At 57.7% G+C, this 17,659-nt stretch carries 19 protein-coding genes; 12 read left to right on the top strand and 7 right to left on the bottom strand.

Annotated elements, in window-relative coordinates; genetic code table 11:
* Nucleotides 1–110 precede the first annotated feature (110 nt).
* The 6 genes from gltX to folC form a co-directional block, all read right to left on the bottom strand.
* Nucleotides 111–1,517, bottom strand: a complete 1,407-nt coding sequence (gene gltX, locus B3R00_RS16315) for a glutamate--tRNA ligase (protein WP_286999884.1) — start codon at nucleotides 1,515–1,517, stop codon at nucleotides 111–113.
* On the bottom strand, nucleotides 1,514–2,728 hold the full coding sequence (locus tag B3R00_RS16310) for an O-succinylhomoserine sulfhydrylase (protein ID WP_286999883.1): 1,215 nt from the start codon (nucleotides 2,726–2,728) through the stop codon (nucleotides 1,514–1,516). Before B3R00_RS16310 ends, gltX begins: the two co-directional genes overlap by 4 nt.
* A gap of 179 nt (nucleotides 2,729–2,907) precedes the next feature.
* Complete coding sequence (purF, locus tag B3R00_RS16305) at nucleotides 2,908–4,416, bottom strand: amidophosphoribosyltransferase (protein WP_284214526.1); 1,509 nt, start codon at nucleotides 4,414–4,416, stop codon at nucleotides 2,908–2,910.
* Between the two features lie 84 nt (nucleotides 4,417–4,500).
* The gene (locus B3R00_RS16300) at nucleotides 4,501–4,992 is read right to left on the bottom strand and encodes a CvpA family protein (protein ID WP_286999882.1); all 492 of its coding nucleotides are present in this window, start codon (nucleotides 4,990–4,992) and stop codon (nucleotides 4,501–4,503) included.
* A 40-nt stretch (nucleotides 4,993–5,032) separates the two neighbouring features.
* Nucleotides 5,033–5,893 (bottom strand): SPOR domain-containing protein, encoded by an 861-nt coding sequence (locus B3R00_RS16295; protein WP_286999881.1) that lies wholly within the window; start codon nucleotides 5,891–5,893, stop codon nucleotides 5,033–5,035.
* Nucleotides 5,894–5,916: 23 nt separating this feature from the next.
* Nucleotides 5,917–7,242 (bottom strand): bifunctional tetrahydrofolate synthase/dihydrofolate synthase, encoded by a 1,326-nt coding sequence (gene folC, locus B3R00_RS16290; RefSeq protein ID WP_286999880.1) that lies wholly within the window; start codon nucleotides 7,240–7,242, stop codon nucleotides 5,917–5,919.
* Between the two features lie 47 nt (nucleotides 7,243–7,289).
* Here folC and B3R00_RS16285 point away from each other — a divergent pair, with 47 nt between their 5' ends.
* The 9 genes from B3R00_RS16285 (at nucleotide 7,290) to B3R00_RS16245 (ending at nucleotide 14,140) form a co-directional block, all read left to right on the top strand.
* Nucleotides 7,290–7,655, top strand: a complete 366-nt coding sequence (locus B3R00_RS16285) for an ArsC family reductase (protein ID WP_286999888.1) — start codon at nucleotides 7,290–7,292, stop codon at nucleotides 7,653–7,655.
* A gap of 87 nt (nucleotides 7,656–7,742) precedes the next feature.
* Complete coding sequence (locus B3R00_RS16280) at nucleotides 7,743–8,240, top strand: hypothetical protein (protein WP_286999879.1); 498 nt, start codon at nucleotides 7,743–7,745, stop codon at nucleotides 8,238–8,240.
* A gap of 327 nt (nucleotides 8,241–8,567) precedes the next feature.
* Entirely contained in the window at nucleotides 8,568–8,885 is a 318-nt protein-coding gene (locus B3R00_RS16275; RefSeq protein WP_286999878.1) for a pyrimidine/purine nucleoside phosphorylase, read from the top strand.
* Between the two features lie 94 nt (nucleotides 8,886–8,979).
* Nucleotides 8,980–10,311, top strand: coding sequence for an argininosuccinate synthase (gene argG, locus B3R00_RS16270; protein WP_174863378.1), 1,332 nt, complete (start codon nucleotides 8,980–8,982; stop codon nucleotides 10,309–10,311).
* A 416-nt stretch (nucleotides 10,312–10,727) separates the two neighbouring features.
* Nucleotides 10,728–11,492 carry a lysine/arginine/ornithine ABC transporter substrate-binding protein gene (locus B3R00_RS16265; protein WP_286999877.1) on the top strand — a complete coding sequence of 255 codons (765 nt, stop codon included), beginning with the start codon at nucleotides 10,728–10,730 and terminating at the stop codon, nucleotides 11,490–11,492.
* A 76-nt stretch (nucleotides 11,493–11,568) separates the two neighbouring features.
* A complete protein-coding gene (locus B3R00_RS16260) occupies nucleotides 11,569–12,255 on the top strand; it encodes an ABC transporter permease (protein ID WP_286999876.1) in 687 nt (228 codons plus the stop codon).
* Nucleotides 12,252–12,965: an ABC transporter permease gene (locus B3R00_RS16255; RefSeq protein ID WP_286999875.1), complete on the top strand. Its 714-nt coding sequence runs from the start codon at nucleotides 12,252–12,254 to the stop codon at nucleotides 12,963–12,965. The genes B3R00_RS16260 and B3R00_RS16255 overlap by 4 nt, the downstream gene beginning before the upstream one ends.
* Before the next feature lie 21 nt (nucleotides 12,966–12,986).
* Nucleotides 12,987–13,763, top strand: coding sequence for an ABC transporter ATP-binding protein (locus B3R00_RS16250; protein WP_286999874.1), 777 nt, complete (start codon nucleotides 12,987–12,989; stop codon nucleotides 13,761–13,763).
* A 134-nt stretch (nucleotides 13,764–13,897) separates the two neighbouring features.
* Nucleotides 13,898–14,140 carry a hypothetical protein gene (locus B3R00_RS16245; RefSeq protein WP_286999873.1) on the top strand — a complete coding sequence of 81 codons (243 nt, stop codon included), beginning with the start codon at nucleotides 13,898–13,900 and terminating at the stop codon, nucleotides 14,138–14,140.
* Between the two features lie 100 nt (nucleotides 14,141–14,240).
* Here the strand turns inward: B3R00_RS16245 and murB are convergent, their stop codons facing one another.
* A complete protein-coding gene (murB, locus tag B3R00_RS16240; protein WP_286999872.1) occupies nucleotides 14,241–15,320 on the bottom strand; it encodes a UDP-N-acetylmuramate dehydrogenase in 1,080 nt (359 codons plus the stop codon).
* Nucleotides 15,321–15,407: 87 nt separating this feature from the next.
* On the opposite strand from murB, the gene B3R00_RS16235 reads away from it, so the two are divergent.
* The 3 genes from B3R00_RS16235 to B3R00_RS16225 are packed head-to-tail and all read left to right on the top strand — an operon-like array spanning nucleotide 15,408 to nucleotide 17,637.
* Nucleotides 15,408–15,893 (top strand): YajQ family cyclic di-GMP-binding protein, encoded by a 486-nt coding sequence (locus B3R00_RS16235; RefSeq protein WP_174863373.1) that lies wholly within the window; start codon nucleotides 15,408–15,410, stop codon nucleotides 15,891–15,893.
* Between the two features lie 46 nt (nucleotides 15,894–15,939).
* A complete protein-coding gene (locus tag B3R00_RS16230; RefSeq protein WP_376747666.1) occupies nucleotides 15,940–16,587 on the top strand; it encodes a retropepsin-like aspartic protease family protein in 648 nt (215 codons plus the stop codon).
* A gap of 3 nt (nucleotides 16,588–16,590) precedes the next feature.
* Nucleotides 16,591–17,637, top strand: coding sequence for an HD-GYP domain-containing protein (locus B3R00_RS16225; protein ID WP_286999871.1), 1,047 nt, complete (start codon nucleotides 16,591–16,593; stop codon nucleotides 17,635–17,637).
* Nucleotides 17,638–17,659 lie beyond the last annotated feature (22 nt).

Raw genomic sequence — 17,659 nt, 5'->3', positions numbered from 1 at the left:
CCTCTTGCATGCCATGCAAGCACTCTCCCAGCTGAGCTATACCCCCTTGACAATGCAAGCAATTTATTTATTGATTGCATCGTGCAGAGCCTCGAATTATAGACAGGTTTTTAGCGGTTTTTCAAACGCGCGAGGATTTTTTCACGCCCCAGCAATTCCAGCACCGCATCCACCGATGGCGTGTGTGCAGTACCCAGTGTCAATACCCGCACAGGCATCGCCAAAACAGGCATTTTGATGCCTTGCGCTTTCAGCACTTCCTTAATGCTGGCCGCAATAGCCTCTCTGCTCCATTCCACAGTTTCCATGACTGCAGCAAAGGCGTCCAAGATGGGATTGGCCGCTTCAGTCACGTGCTTGGCGTAGTCATCCGCATTGCGCTCTAAGCAATCTACATAGAACAGCTTGGCCCAGTTGGCCAGATCCACCAAGATTTCGCAGCGGTCTTTGAACAACGCACAGATACGCACCAAACGGTCATCCGCATCCAGCAAATTTTCTGCTACGCCGGCCTTCACTACAAAAGGCTTGACCTTGGCAGCCAAGGCTACGTCGTCCATGGCCTTCAAATGCTGGGCATTCACCCAGCGCAGTTTGGCTTCGTCGAATTGGCCTGCACTGCGCCCCAAATGATCCAGATTGAACCACTCCAAGAATTGTTGGCGCGAGAAGATTTCATCGTCACCGTGACTCCAGCCCAGACGGGCCAGATAGTTCACCATGGCATCAGGCAGGTAGCCTTCGTCACGGTACTGGGTCACGGCCTTGGCACCGTTGCGCTTGGACATTTTCTCGCCCTGCTCATTCAGAACCGTAGGCAAGTGCGCAAACACAGGTACCGCAGCACCCAGTGCTTCAAAGATGTGAATTTGGCGGGGCGTGTTGTTCACATGGTCATCACCGCGAATCACGTGGGTGATGTGCATGTCCATATCGTCTACACACACGCAGAAGTTGTAGGTGGGTGTGCCGTCTGGGCGTGCAATCACCAAATCATCCAGCTCCGAGTTCTGGAATTCAATACGACCCTTGCATTTGTCTTCCCAAGCGACGATGCCATCCTTAGGCGTCTTGAAGCGCAGCACAGGCTTTACGCCTTCAGGAATCGCGGGTAGCACTTTGCCCTCTTCTGGGCGCCATGTGCCGTCGTAACGGGGCTTTTCCTTGTTGGCCATTTGCTTTTCGCGCAGCGCGTCCAGCTCTTCCATGCTCATGTAGCAGGGGTACACATAGCCCTTGGCCTGCAACTGTGCCAGCACTTCTTTGTAGCGGTCCATGCGCTGCATTTGGTAGAAGGGGCCTTCGTCGTGTGAAAGCTCCAACCACTGCATACCCTCCAAAATCACATCCACTGAGGCTTGTGTGGAGCGCTCCAGGTCTGTGTCTTCAATACGCAAGATGAAGTCGCCCCCATTAGCGCGGGCAAATGCCCAGGGGTACAGGGCCGAGCGAATATTGCCCAAGTGGATAAAGCCAGTGGGCGAAGGTGCAAAACGGGTGCGAATTTTTTGTGTCATTGGTAAGTATCCAGTCCGCGGGAGAGGTCTGCCTTGAGGTCATCCAAGTGCTCCAGCCCCACAGAGATGCGAATTAATCCCTGACCCAAGCCTGCAGCTTGACGCTGCTCCTCGGTCAGGCGGCCATGCGATGTGCTGGCGGGATGGGTGATGGTGGTCTTCACATCTCCCAAGTTAGCCGTAATGCTACACACCTGCGTATGGTCGACCACGTGGAAGGCGTTCTTGCGCAAGGCTTCAGGGCTGTCGCCATGCACATCAAACGACAGCACGGCGCCACCCAGACCATTTTGCTGGCGCATGGCCAGCTCGTACTGCGGATGGCTGCGCAAACCCGGGTAGTACACGCGCGCCACTTGGGGGTGCGCTTCCAGCCACTGCGCCAACTCCAGCGCTGCAGCGCTTTGGGCTTTGACGCGCAGCGACAGCGTCTCCAACCCCTTCATTACTGTCCAAGCGTTATAGGCCGCGGCATTCAGTCCGCCACTGCGCAGGAAGGTACCCATCACCTTGTCAACCAGCGCGATAGAGCCACACACCGCCCCAATCATGGTTCGCCCTTGGCCATCCAAGAATTTGGTACCCGCGTGCACCACGATGTCAGCACCCAGCTTGGCGGGCTGCTGCAAGATGGGCGTGGCAAAGCTGTTGTCTACCGCCAGCAAAGCGCCGCTGGCATGCGCCAACTCGGCCAGCGCAGCGATGTCACACAGATCGGTCAGCGGGTTGGTGGGGGTTTCGGCAAAAAACAAGCGGGTATTGGGCTGCACCGCAGCCTTCCACGCGGCAATATCGGTTTGCGAGACAAAGGTGGTTTCCACTCCAAAACGCGCCATTTCCGTGCCCAGCAGTTTGATGGTGGAGCCAAACATGGAGCGTGAGCAGATCACATGGTCACCCACCTTCAGCGTGGTCAACGCCACCAGCAAGATGGCCGACATGCCTGTCGATGTCGCCACCGCACACTCGGTGCCCTCCATGGCCGCCAAGCGCTTTTCAAAGCTGGTGACCGTGGGGTTGGTGGTGCGGCTGTAGGTAAAACCGTCTTCTTGCCCAGCAAAACGACGGGCAGCGGTTTCGCAGTCGGGCTGGACAAAGCTGCTGGTCATGTACAGCGCTTCGCAGTGCTCACCCCACTGGCTGCGGGGCAGGGCTTCACGCACCGCCAAAGTTTCGGGATGCAGACCTTCTGGGAGTTGTTTCTCGGTCACGACAGCTATTCCTCAATCTATCTAAAGGGCGCAGACAGCAGATCTGCACCATGAAAAAAGGAGCAGCTTGCGCTTGTCAAACAAGGCTTTCAAAGACAAATCACTTTGAAGTGCTTATTTGACCTGCGCGAGCAGCTCCTTTTATTGTGCCTCTGGGCTTATGACGCCCAGTTTAGAGCTTATTGCTCTTGAGCATTGGGCAAAGATAGACGCGAAGTATCCTCAGACTCTTCTTGCGCACCAGCGTTGCGACCTTCGTTCAATGCGTTCACTTCGGCTTCGGAGATATCGCCCGTCACGTACACACCGTCAAAGCACGAAGCTTCAAAACCACGCACCGCGGGATTGATCTTGCCGACGGCCTGCTTCATGGCATCCACATCTTGGTAGATCAACGCATCGCAGCCGATGACCTGGCGGATTTCCTCTACCGTGCGGCCATGAGCCACCAGCTCCGACTTGGTCGGCATGTCGATGCCGTACACGTTCGGGTAACGCACCGGTGGTGCGGCCGAAGCCAGATACACCTTGTTGGCACCCGCATCGCGCGCCATCTGCACGATTTCCTTGGAGGTGGTGCCACGCACGATGGAGTCGTCCACCAGCAGCACGTTGCGGCCCTTGAACTCGCTGCCAATGGCATTGAGCTTTTGGCGCACCGATTTTTTGCGCGCGCCCTGCCCGGGCATGATGAAAGTGCGACCCACGTAGCGGTTCTTGACGAAGCCTTCGCGGTAGGGAATGCCCAGCAGCTGGGCCAGCTGCATGGCGCTGGGGCGGCTGGACTCGGGAATGGGGATGATGGCGTCGATTTCTGCAGGCGGCACGGTGGAGATCACGCGCTTGGCCAGCGTCTCACCCATGTTCAGGCGGGCCTGGTAGACCGAGATGCCGTCGATGGTGGAGTCCGGGCGCGCCAAGTACACGTACTCAAACACACAGGGGTACAACTGGCTGTTTTCAGCACACTGCTCGGTGTGTACGGTGCCGTCATTGGCAATAAACACGGCTTCGCCAGGAGCGATATCGCGCTCAAACTGGTGCAGCGTACCCTCCAGCGCTACCGATTCGCTGGCCAGCATATACGTGCCATCCGCACCCTTGCCCATGCACAGCGGGCGAATACCGAACGGGTCGCGAAAAGCCAGCAAACCATAGCCCGCAATCAGCGCGATGACGGCGTACGAGCCCTTGATGCGCTTGTGCACCGCACGCACGGCTTTGAACACCTCATCGGGCGTCAGCGGCGCACCGCTGGTGACGCGGCCAATTTCGTGCGCCAGCACGTTGAGCAGCACTTCAGAGTCGCTCTCGGTGTTGGTGTGGCGGTGGTCGGTGCTGGCCAGCTCTTCGCGCAGTTGTTTGGCGTTGGTCAGATTGCCGTTGTGGACCATGACCACGCCAAAAGGCGCATTCACGTAGAAAGGCTGCGCCTCTTCTTCGCTGGCAGCATTGCCCGCCGTGGGGTAGCGCACCTGACCCAGCCCCACATTGCCCGGCAAAGCGCGCATATTGCGCGTGCGGAACACGTCCTTGACCATGCCCTTGGCCTTGTGCATGAAGAACTTGCGCTCTTGCTGGGTCACGATACCGGCTGCATCTTGGCCACGGTGCTGCAGCAGCAGCAAGGCGTCATAGATCAGTTGATTCACGGGGGTGGTTGACACCACGCCGACGATTCCACACATAGTTGCGTTCCATCTATCTGCGAGATTGCTCTCGCGGTCTTTGCTTGCAGGCTACGCCCACTTGAAGGCCCAGCCCTTACTCTTTTACGCCGAAGGCAACAGCCTTCCCCACTCCACCGACAGCGCGGGCAAAACGCTCGCCACCGCATCGGTGAGCCAAGGTGCCGCCAGCGATTGCGTCCACCAGGTTTGGGTGTGCAGCGGTGTCGAAACCACGACCACCGACAACACCAAAATCAATACAGCAGCGCGCAACACACCAAACACTGCACCCAAGGTGCGGTCTACGGGGCGCAAACCGGCCACTTCAATCAGTTTTTTGGCCAATGCACTCAGCAGCCCCCATGCAAATACAGCCACCACAAAAGTCAGCACAAAGCCAATGCCGTATTGCACGGCGGCATCAAACCCACTGAGCGGCAGCAGTCCGGCAACATCCTGGGCAAACAAGCGCGCCACAAAAAAGCCTGCGACCCAGCCGACGAGGGAAAACAGCTCAAAAATCAAACCGCGCCACGCACCCAAAAGCATGGACACCACCAAGATGCCCAGCAACAAGCCATCCAAAACAACCATGCGCTTTCCGTACTCTTTCAGCTGTGCGTGAGCGGTTTCATTACAAAGTCAGCACAGAGGCTGGCAGTCCCAACCCCTTGATCCGTGCTACGGCCTTGTCTGCGGCATCACGTTGATCAAAGGGGCCCACACGCACCCGGGTGCGTTTGCCATCTTTGGTGTCCACCACTTGGGTATAGGTTTTCAGCCCCGACATTTCCAGCTTGGCGCGCACTTCGGACGCTTTGGAAGCATCGGCAAAAGCACCCACTTGCACAATAAAGCGGCCTTGCTTGCTTGCCTCAGCCTTCGCCGGTGCACTAGCTGCAGCAGGCGCAGGCACCGGGGCACGCCCTTCCAGCAAGGCGCGGGCACGCTCGGCATCACTCACTGCTGGTTTGGGTGCTGGCTTTACCTCTGGCTTGGGCTCAGGTTTAGGCTCTGGCTTGGGCTTCGATTCAGGCTTGGGTTCTGGCTTTGCCTCAGGCTTGGCTACGGGCTCTGCCACCAGACGAGGTGGCTCTGGCGGCTTGGGCACCGCCAAAGGTGTTGGCTCATTCACTACCAATTCTTCGCCATCACCCAGCGCACCATCTGTAGCGCGCGCCGCAGATGAAGGCGCAGACTGCGCAAGCTTGGACTCTGTCCGTGCCTGGTCTGCCGGCACCATCATGGGAGCGACCTGATTGCGATCCGGAATTTCAATCGGCACATTGACCGGGATGGGGCGCGGCTGGGTGTCAAACAAGATAGGAAACCCAATCACCCCCAGCGCCACCAAAACGGCGGCACCAATGAGACGATGGCGCGCACGGCGGCGCATATCATCTACGCTTTCAGACTGGGCCAAACGAGAACGCCGCACGGGCGTTTGCTCGCTTTCCTCTTTGTGACCAGGCCAACGGAATTTGAAAAGTGCCATGAAGATGCGTCGCGTAGCGGACCTTATTCGCCCAAATGTTTGGCATGCAGGCGAGGTGGCCCATCTTTCAAAACCTCACCGACCGTATAAAACGAGCCAAAGACTACGATTCTATCAGCCGGGTCTGCAGCCTGTACGGCGGCATCCAACGCGGCTTGCGGATTCTCGTACAAGCTAGTGGGCACTTCACGGCACGTGCCCCCCGCAACCACCTGCACAGCATTCCACTTTTGCTGCAACTTCGAGGCCGATTCCGCACGCTCCGTGGGCAAATCCGTGAAATACCAACGATCAATCAGCGGCCCCACCTTGAGCAGCATCGGCGCCAAATCCTTATCCGCCATCGCGCCAAACACCGCATGCGTCGCCGGGTAGTAGCCCATTGCATCCAAGTTGGCGGTCAGCGCAGCCACCGAGTGCGGGTTGTGCGCCACATCCAGCACCAGAGTGGGTTGGCCAGGGATGATCTGAAAGCGCCCAGGCAACTCGACCATGGCCAAGCCCGTGCGCACTGCTTGCGCTGTCACAGGCAACACGGGGCGCAGCGCTTCATACGCAGCCAGCACGCCCGAGGCATTCATCAACTGGTTGGCACCACGCAGCGCTGGGTACGACAGGCCTGCATAGCGACGGTCACGCCCCGCCCAACCCCATTGCTGCTTGTCACCGTTGTAATTGAAATCTTTGCCAAACATCCGCAAATCAGCGCCAATCGCCTCAGCGTGGTCAATCACGCTTTGCGGGGGCACTGGGTCGCTCACAATGACTGGCCGCCCCGCACGCATGATGCCCGCCTTTTCACGGCCAATGGTTTCACGGTCGTTGCCCAAAATCGCAGCATGGTCGATATCGATACTGGTGATGATGGCGCAATCGGCGTCCACCACATTCGTCGCATCCAGGCGGCCACCCAGCCCCACTTCCAAAATCACTACATCCAGCTTGGCCAGACTCAGCATGCGCATGATGGCCAACGTGGTGAACTCAAAATACGTCAGCAGTACCTCTTCACCCTGGAAGCGCGCGGTTTCGACCGCGGCGAAGTGCGGCAAGAACTCTTCGGCTTTCGCAATCTCACCATGAAGTCGGCAACGCTCTTCAAAGTGCACCAAGTGTGGCGAGGTGTAGACCCCGGGCTTGTAGCCCGACTGCAGGGCTACGGCTTCAAGCATGGCGCAGGTAGAGCCCTTGCCATTGGTGCCTGCCACCGTAATCACAGGGCAGTCAAATTTCAACTGCATGCGCTGTGCAACTTCGCGCACGCGCTCAAGCCCCATGGCAATGTTTTGTGGATGAATTTGCTCGCAGTGCGCAAGCCATTCAGAAAGAGTGGAGAAATTGCTGTGCATACAGTGCATGATTGTCGCGCACCCACGCATGCATCACCATCAACACCATGAGTACCAACAAGATTATTCGTGTTTACGGCATCCCCAACTGTGACACCGTGAAAAAAGCACGTGCCTGGCTCACCGCACAAGGGCTCGATTACGAGTTCCATGACTTCAAGAAGCAAGGCGTGCCTGCAGACAAACTACCAAGCTGGATGCAAGCAGTCGGCTGGGAAAAGCTCACCAACCGCCAGGGAACCACTTGGCGCAAACTGGACCCAACCCTTCAGTCCAGCGTGGTGGATGCAGCCAGTGCGGCCCGGGTATTGCAAGAACATCCCAGCACCATTAAGCGCCCCGTCGTGGAATGGGCTGATGGCAACATCACGGTCGGCTTCAAAGCCGAAAATTGGCAAGCAGCGCGCGTTTGAACACCACATATCGACATGCTTGACCCACGTTGCGCCCTATCGCTCGGCCAACCAAACATCGACATCACCCCCTAGGGAGCAGCCCCCGTGACCACCACATCGCCCACCCGTCTTGGTTTGTCTTCAGCCATCGCATGCCTCGGCCTGGGGCTCGCGCCGTTTGCCGCATTCGCACAGCCAACGTACGGCAAGGTTTTGGAGGCCACTCCGATTTATGAGCAGGTGGCCGTTCCGCATGAGGAATGTGTTGAATACACTAGCCACACGCGCTGCAAAACGCGTACGGTCTATGAAGATGAACTGGTGGGTTACGACGTGCTGTACGAATACCAAGGCCATCAGTACTCGCAACGCATGGCGCACAACCCCGGCAAGCACATTCCCATCCACTCCACCCAACCCAGCGGCACCTACCGCAACACCGACAGGGCCAGCGCCAACAGCGCCACACCGGGAACGAAATCCTATGGCTCTACACCCCCGGGAGCAGCCCCTGTCGAGAGCATTGAGTACCGCGCCAATGACAATGATCTGCCGATTATTGACATGCGCATCGGCACACACCCGCCGCACCGCCCTCGCTAGCTGCACCAATATTTGTTGTTCGCCACCAATTTACGTGGCGTTACTGGAGCCCCACCCAGGTGCGCCGCGCATATTTCACTGGCCTTCGCGGCATCTACCAACCCGCACCCGATGGCACCACCCTGACCCAGAACATCTGCGGTGTACCGCCGCCATAGTCATCCACCCAGCACCCCACTCTGCGGTCGCTGAATTCCTCTCCACGCGTCTACCGCCAAGCCCCTGCCCGCAAGGGCTTGGCCTTATGCGTTTTGCGACCCCCCAAGGGCCACGCAGGTAGCCTAAAATGCCCAGCTTCGATCCAAACTCAGCGATTACGCGCAATCCATGACTACCGAGCATTTCACCGGCGTTACCCTGACCACCAAGGCCAATGTTTACTTTGACGGCAAGTGCGTCAGCCACAGCTTCACCCTGGCCGATGGCACCAAAAAGTCCGTGGGCGTGGTATTGCCTGCTACTCTGACGTTTGGCACCGCAGCGGCTGAGATCATGGAATGCGTGGGCGGCGCCTGCGAATACAAGCTCGACGGCAGCGATGAATGGAAGACCTCCGCAGCAGGCGAAAGCTTTCACATCCCTGCCAACTCCAAGTTCGACATCCGCGTGACCGAGGCTTACCACTACATCTGCCACTACGCCTGAGCCCCGAGCGTCCGGCCGGTCTGAATTTCAAGCCTTTTTAGCCCCTAGCCCTTATTCATCAAGCGCTGGCAGCTATTCATTTAGAGAGAATCTCATGGAAACCATTCTGCAATCCGTACCCGTCGGCCAAAAGGTCGGCATCGCCTTCTCCGGAGGCCTGGACACCTCTGCCGCCCTGCGCTGGATGAAGAACAAGGGCGCGCTGCCCTACGCCTACACGGCCAACCTGGGCCAGCCCGACGAAGCCGATTACGACGAAATCCCCCGCAAGGCAATGGAATACGGCGCAGAAAAGGCGCGCCTGATCGACTGCCGCCCCCAGCTGGCCAACGAAGGCATTGCCGCTATTCAGTCCGGCGCCTTCCATATCTCCACCGGTGGCATCACCTACTTCAACACCACCCCCTTGGGCCGCGCTGTGACTGGCACCATGCTGGTGGCTGCCATGAAGGAAGACGATGTCAACATCTGGGGCGACGGCTCGACTTTCAAGGGCAACGACATCGAGCGCTTTTACCGCTACGGCCTGCTGACCAACCCCGCACTGAAGATCTACAAGCCTTGGCTGGATAACACCTTCATCGACGAGCTGGGCGGCCGTGCCGAAATGTCGGCCTTCATGACCAAGGAAGGTTTCGGCTACAAGATGTCGGCCGAAAAGGCCTACTCCACCGACTCCAATATGCTGGGCGCCACCCACGAAGCCAAGGATCTGGAGTTCCTGAACTCCGGCATTCGCATCGTGAACCCCATCATGGGCGTAGCTTTCTGGAAGCCTGAGGTGGAAGTCAAGGCCGAAGAAGTCTCGATTACCTTCGACGAAGGCCGCCCCGTGGCCATCAACGGCAAGGAAATCGCCGACCCCGTGGAGATGTTCCTGGAGCTGAACCGCATCGGCGGCCGCCACGGCCTGGGCATGAGCGACCAGATCGAGAACCGCATCATCGAAGCAAAGAGCCGCGGCATCTACGAAGCCCCCGGCATGGCCCTGCTGCACATCGCCTACGAACGCCTGGTGACCGGCATCCACAACGAAGACACCATCGAGCAGTACCGCATCAACGGCCTCAAGCTCGGCCGCCTGCTGTACCAGGGCCGTTGGTTCGACCCCCAGGCCATCATGCTGCGCGAAGCCTCGCAGCGCTGGGTGGCACGCGCCGTGACCGGCACTGTGACGCTGGAGCTGCGCCGTGGTAACGACTACTCCATCCTGAACACCGAATCACCCAACCTGACCTACGCGCCCGAGCGCCTGTCGATGGAAAAGGTGGAAGATGCGCCGTTCAGCCCCACAGACCGCATTGGCCAGCTGACCATGCGCAACCTGGATCTGATCGACACCCGCGAAAAGCTAGCCATCTACTCCAAGGCTGGCCTGTTGAGCGTGAGCAGCGCCAACGCCCTGCCCCAGCTGGACAACAAGTAAAAAAGCCAAGCCACAGAGGCCACGCCTCTGGCTTGCCTCCAACCGCTGCCTTTGCAGCGGTTTTTTTATGTCCTTTTCATCTTGGCGCCAGCCAGACCATGGAACATAACCTGCCTGACGTTTAAGCAGCCCCACCCATACCAACTCGAATGCAGACAACTGCCCCGGCTTGAGGGGAGAAATTACCCTGCAGCCTTTGCAAACCTCCCCCACCCACAAGCACTGCACTGGGCCTGCGGTTTTCCTGATTGGCGGTCAGATGCCCAAAAACTAGGGCGTGCAGGCCCGCGACAAAGCCTTCATATTGGTAGAAAAACTCTGCGCTTCGTAGCCGCGCGCTTCTACAATGGGTTTACATCTTGGCACGCATCATGCAAAGACCAAGGCGTACACAACTACATTGAAGGAAGACTTGAATGGCAAAGAAGTTTCTGAGTTTGGCTCTGTTGGCTGCCTGCGCTACTGCTGCACAAGCTGCCGACCTGAAGGTGGCCATCGACCCCACCTACGAACCCTTCACCTACAAAACACCTGATGGCAAGCCCACAGGTTTTGACGTAGATATTGCGAATGCAGTGTGCGCCGAAATCAAGCGCAAGTGCGTGTTCGTGGAACAGGTCTGGGACAGCATGATCCCCGGCCTGCAGGCCCGCAAGTACGATGTGATCGTCAGCTCGCTTTCCATGACTGAAGAGCGCAAGCGCGTGATCGACTTCTCGGACCGCTACTACAAGACCCCCAGCGCGATTGTGGTGAAGAAGGGCACGGCTTACACCGGCCCCGCATCGCTCAAGGGCAAGCGCATTGGCGTGCTCAAGGGCAGCACCCAGGAAAAGTGGGCCTTGGGTGAACTCAAGCCTGCTGGCGTGAACATCATCCCCTACGAAGCGCAAGACCAGGTGTACCTGGACATCAACGCTGGTCGCCTGGACGGTACTGTGGCCGACAAGGTGGAAGTGCACGGCGGCTTCCTGCGCAAGCCTGAAGGGAAGGACTACGGCTATGTCGGTCCCGACCAGTACGACACCAAATACTATGGTGACGGCATCGGCATCGGTATGCGCAAGGGCCAGAAGGAACTGAAAGACCAGATCAATCAGGCCATCAAGACCATCCGCAGCAATGGCACCTACAACACCATTGCGAAGAAGTACTTTGACTTCGATCCCTACGGCAACTAAGCTCTAACTCCGCCACTGCCCGCTGCCCGGTTGACCCGGCAGCGGGCAGTCTTGTTTAGGAAAAGCCTGTGTACGCATGAGCGATTACTACTTATCTATCTTGCAAGGGGCACTGCTCACTGTTGCGGTGTCTCTGGCTTCTCTTTTTGTCTCCACCGTCTTGGGCCTCTTGGGCGCGACGGCCAAGCTATCGGGCAAAAAGCCTTTGGTGTGGGTGTCAACGCTCTACACCACGGTGGTGCGTGGCATCCCTGAACTGGTGCTCATGCTGCTGATTTTTTATGGTGCAGCGATTGGCATCAATACCTTTTTTGAGTCGATTGGCTCTGACTTCACCCTGGATCTGAATCCTTTTGTTGCTGGTGTCGGCACTTTAGGCTTTATCTATGGCGCGTATATGACGGAGACCTTCCGCGGAGCAATTTTGTCGATCCCCCGCGGCCAGATGGAAGCCGCCTGGGCATTTGGCATGGGCTCTACCCAAACCTTCGTGCGCATCACCTTGCCGCAAATGGTGCGCTACGCCCTTCCGGGCTTTACCAACAACTGGCTGGTGTTGATCAAAGCCACGGCTTTGGTGAGCTTGATTGGCTTGCATGACATGACCTATCTTGCCAAACAAGCCAGCGCAGCAACACGTGAGCCTTTTATCTTTTTGCTGTTTGCTGCTGCACTGTATCTGGTGTTCACCAGCATTTCGCTGTGGGCACTCAAACTCCTGAACGCACGCTATAGCTTGGGTACAGAGAAGGTGCAGTTATGAGCTGGGACATCATTTTCCAACCCGAGCACCTGGCCATGTATGGCAACGGGCTGCTCACCACCTTATGGCTGCTGTTGTCCAGCTTGGCGATCGGCTGCGTGCTTGCCTTGCTCGGAGCGATTGCACTCACCAGCGGAAATTGGGTACTCGAGAAAATTGTGGGTGCCTTTACCTACTTTGTCCGTGGAACGCCGCTGCTTATTCAGGTTTACCTGATTTACTACGGATTGGCCCAACTGGACTGGATCCAGTCGCGCTGGGACGACGTCTGGCCCTGGACACACTTTAAAGAGCCTTTCTTTTGTGCCTTGCTGGCCTTTGCACTGAATACGGCCGGCTACACGGCAGAAATGCTGGCGGGCGCCATCCGTGAAACCAATCCAGGAGAAGTCGAAGCCGCTCGTGCCATGGGCATGAGTCGCTGGCAAATCATGGCGCGCATTGTGATGCCCAGTGCTTTGCGTCGCACCCTGCCCCCATACTGCAACGAAGCGGTGATGATGCTGCACTCCACAAGTCTGGCAAGCGTGGTGCCAGCGCTCACCGATGTCACGGCGGTTGCAAGCCGCATCTACTCTGACTACTACCTTCCTTTTGAGGCATATCTGGCCGCTGCAGCCATTTATTTGTGCGTCACCTTTGCGCTGATTGGTTTTTTCAAATTGCTGGAAAAACGCTTTTTGGCTTACTTGGCTCCGCGTACGCACTAACACCGCACACGTTTTGCATCCATGACATCCACTGTTTACAAACTCCAAGCCGAAGGCATCCACAAGAGCTATGGCAGCAACCATGTGCTCAAGGGTGTCACACTCACCGCCCAAGCGGGCGATGTGATCAGCCTGATTGGCAGTTCTGGCTCCGGCAAATCCACGCTGCTGCGCTGTATTAATTTGCTGGAAAAGCCTCAGCAAGGCCGCATCGTGGTGGCAGGCGAAGAGTTGCAACTCAAAACGGGCCGCACCGGTGATTTAGAACCCGTCAACCCCAAGCAGCTGCAGATGATGCGCACCAAACTTGCCATGGTGTTCCAGCATTTCAACCTTTGGGCCCACAAAACCGTGCTGCAAAACATCATTGAAGCACCCGTGCACGTGCTGGGCATTTCCAAAGATGAGGCCGTCGAGCGAGCCCGCAAGTACCTGAAGTTGGTAGGCTTGGAAAACCGCGAAGACACTTGGCCCAACCACATGAGTGGAGGCCAGCAGCAGCGCGTGGCCATCGCCCGCGCACTGGCGGTTGAGCCAGAAGTCATGCTCTTTGATGAACCCACCAGTGCACTCGACCCCGAATTGGTGGGGGAAGTGCTGCGGGTGATGCAAGTGCTGGCGCAAGAAGGTCGCACCATGGTGGTGGTCACCCACGAAATTGGTTTTGCCCGCGAAGTCTCTAACCATGTAGTCTTCCTGCACCAGGGTTTGATTGAAGAGCAAGGCGATCCACGCCAGGTGTTGGCCAGCCCCAAGAGTGAACGTTTGGCTAAATTCCTCTCTGGCAGTCTGAAATAAGGCTGCAACACTGGTTTAGCCCGATGTTGATATAAGGCACGAAAAGGGCATGGAACTTTTTGTACATGAGCGCCTCTATCCTTATCATGCACTACGCACCGCGTATGTATGAGACATGAAGAAGGGAGAGACATATGTCCAAAATTCAACAACAACCCTCACGCACCATCACCATCGACCGCTTTAAGTTTGAGCCCCAAGCTCTGGCTGAAGCTGATGGCCGCTTCCAAGCACAGCTCACGGTAGACAGCGGAAAAGGTACGGGGCGCACCCAGCGCTTTTTCACCTTCACGCCACTGTTCCAGTCTGCGGATCGCGCAATTGCTTACGCACAGCAGCAGGCCCGGGAGTGGATGAAGCAAAAATCCTTGGCCTGACTGTCAGGCACTAACCAGGCAGCAGGTGTGGCTGCCATTAAAAAAGCGCTGTCGATAACAGCGCTTTTTTTGTTCGCTACAGAAGGTGAAGCAAGCCCTCTTACACCACAACAGGTTCTGGCTCCAAGCGAATACCAAATCGCTCATAGACACTGGTTTGAATCGCTTTGGCCAATGTCATCACCTCTCCACCCGTCACACTGTTGGCGGCTGTACCGCGATTGACCAGCACCAGCGCTTGCTTGTCATAGACGCCTGCATTCCCCAAGGTTTTCCCCTTCCAGCCACAGGCATCAATCATCCACCCAGCGGCCAGCTTGATGGAGCCATCCGGCATCGGGTAGTGCACGATCTTGGGCTCGCGCGCAATGATGTCGCGGCACTGATCCTCGGTCACTGTCGGGTTCTTAAAAAAGCTCCCCGCGTTCCCCACCACGGCAGGATCCGGCAACTTCGCTTGGCGAATGGCAACCACCCAATCAAAGATTTGCTGTGCGGTGGGGTGGGCCACACCTTCTTGCTCTTGCTTGCGCTGCAAGTCCAAATATCCCAGTTCGGGCTTCCAGTGTTTGGACAGTGCGAAACGCACCTTGGTAATCACCGCACGCCCTGCCAAACCCATGCCCTGCGCTTTAGCCACTGGCGTGCCCGCTGGCGCTGCCGGCGCATGTTTGAATATGGAATCTCTGTACCCAAATGCACACTGCGCCGCATTCAAGCTAAACACCTCGTGCGTCACCAAGTCCACCGCCTCCAGCGCGTGAAAGCGGTCTTGCAGTTCCACGCCATAGGCCCCAATGTTTTGCACCGGCGCCGCACCTACAGTTCCCGGCACCAGTGCCAGGTTCTCCAACCCAGGGTAGCCATGCGCCACGGTCCATGCCACCAGGTCGTGCCAACGCACGCCGGCCCCCGCTTCGATGATCCAATGACTATCGGTTTCGCCCACCGCAGCAATACCAGGGATCTCCATCTTGAGCACCACTGCATGGATCACATCTCCGGTCAGCACAATATTGCTGCCGCCGCCCAGCACCAGCACTTGGCGGCCTTGGTAGTGCGGGCTGGCGGCGAATTTCTGCACGTCTGCCGCGCTGCGGATACGCACCAAGGTGTCCGCGCTTGCCACAATGCCGAAGGTGTTGCAGTCCTGCAGGGGGGTATTTTTCTCGACTAACATCCTTGAGATTGTCGCACTGTGCCTTGGCCTGCGTCTGACCAGCGCTCCAAGTGCCTTGTCTACCACCCTATTTAAGAAAGAAACGCTATGCCATCTTTTGACACCGTGCTTGAAGCCGATTTCGTTGAAGTTAAGAACGCCGTTGAAAACACCGCCAAAGAAATTGGCACCCGCTTTGATTTCAAAGGCACTTCTGCCGGCATCGAGCTCAAAGACAAAGAAATTACGTTGTTTGGTGATGCCGACTTCCAATTGCAGCAAGTGGAAGACATTCTGCGCAACAAGCTGACCAAGCGCAGCGTTGACGTGCGTTTTATGGACGTGCAAGCCAGCCAAAAAATTGGTGGCGACAAAGTCAAGCAAACCGTCAAGATCAAAAACGGTATTGAGTCTGAGCTCGCCAAAAAGCTGCAAAAGCTCATCAAGGACAGCAAGCTGAAGGTGCAAGCTGCCATCCAAGGCGATGCGGTGCGTATCACGGGCGCCAAGCGTGATGATTTGCAAGCCGCGATGGCGCTGATCCGCAAGGATTTGGCCGACCATCCGCTGTCTTTTAACAACTTCCGCGACTAAGAGTGCTCCGGTAGACTGTGGCAACCCCACAGTCTGACCGCACACCATGCTTTACCCCGCACTGCGCAATACGCTTGCAACGCTTACCTACTCTGCACTGACCGCTACAGTGGGTTATGCGCAGTCCGTTGCCATGACCGGGGTGATGGGCAGCAAAGCTCTGCTGGTGATCAACGGCAGCCCCAAAGCGCTGAGCGCCAACGAAAGCCACCAAGGTGTGCGCCTGATCCAGGTACAAGGCGACAGCGCCCTCATTGAGCTGCAGGGCCAGCGCCAATCCCTGCGCATCGGAGACTCTCCCGTCAGTGTGGGCCAGGGCCTAACCAGCGGACGCAAGGTGGTGCTGCGCTCTGACAGCCGGGGCCATTTTCGAGACAGCGGCTTCATCAACAACAAACCCATGCACTACATGGTAGACACCGGGGCCAGCGTGATCGGCATCGGCCAAACCGATGCGCAGCGCATGGGGCTGGACTACCAAAAAGGCAGCACTGTCACCGTACGCACTGCCAACGGCAATACGCAGGGCTGGCGCATCCGGCTAGACACCGTGCGTGTGGGTGACATCACCGTCTACGGGGTGGATGCCATAGTGAGCCCGCAGCCCATGCCCTACGTGCTGCTGGGAAACAGCTTTTTGTCCCAGCTGCACATGACACGGCAAGGCAACGAAATGGTGCTGGAGATGCGCTAGGCCATGCAAAGCACCACCCCTTCTCCCTCCTGCACGCCTTTGTCCTTGAGCGCCAGTGCCGAGGATGATGCCCCGTACCAAGACTTGCTGGGCATGTGGTCTGATCTGGAAGCTGCGCTGGGCTTGCTGCTGGCGCGCCCAGCACTGGTGCAGCAGTTGCCCACCAAAGTGATGCAGCTGCACACCTGGCTCCAAGAACTGGTGGCGCATGACAGTGACAGCGCGCTGTACGCCATGTTCCAGCTGGCGGGCACCTCTACCGTAGGTTACAGCGCTTCGCATGCCTTGGTATGTGCCACGCTGTGCCACATTCTGGCCGTCGACTTTGAGCTCCCCCCCCATGAACGTGATGCCTTGGTGCGCGCCGCCTTCACCATGAACATTGGGATGACCACACTGCAAGACCAGCTGGCGCTACAGCGCGACCGGCCCAGCATTGCCCAGCAAGAGGCTATCCGCCTGCACCCGCAGGAAGGCCGCCGCAAGCTGGAAGAATTAGGCATCCAGGACACGCTATGGCTGGACACGGTGGGCTTGCACCATATCAACACTGCGGCACAAGCCCCGTTGATGCAACAGCCCCCTGCTGAACGTTTGGCACGCATTTTGGCCACTTGTGACCGCTATGCCGCCATGATCAGCCCGCGCCGCAACCGCCCCGGGCGCAGCGTAGCGGACTCGGTACAAGCCGTGACAGGCCCGCAGTCCAAGCTGTATGAACAAGCTGGAGATGCTTTGATCCGCTGCGTCGGCCTGTTTCCGCCCGGTGTCTACGTGGCTTTGTCAACCACAGAGACCGCGGTGGTGGTGCGCCGCACCACCGATATTGGCCACCCCTTGGTGGCCACCTTGCTGGATGCGCGCAAAGCCCCGCTGCGCCAGCCGGAGCTGATCAGTACCGCCAGCCGTGCCGTGCGCATCACCCATGCCTTGCCACCGCACGAAGTGAACTTGCAGGTCAACCACCGGACTTTGGTGCAGCTTGGCATGTATGCCGCGCGCTTTAGCGATGGCTTGCACCAGCTGGTGTCTGTGCCAGGTACGCGTTAAAAAAAATAGCTGCCAGCGCTTA

This window comes from Comamonas sp. UBA7840 (genome assembly GCF_002501455.1).
Classification (GTDB): Bacteria; Pseudomonadota; Gammaproteobacteria; order Burkholderiales; family Burkholderiaceae_C; genus Comamonas; species Comamonas jiangduensis.
The sequence above is the reverse complement of the archived record's forward strand: the minus strand, read 5'-3'. Positions and strand labels throughout refer to the sequence as shown.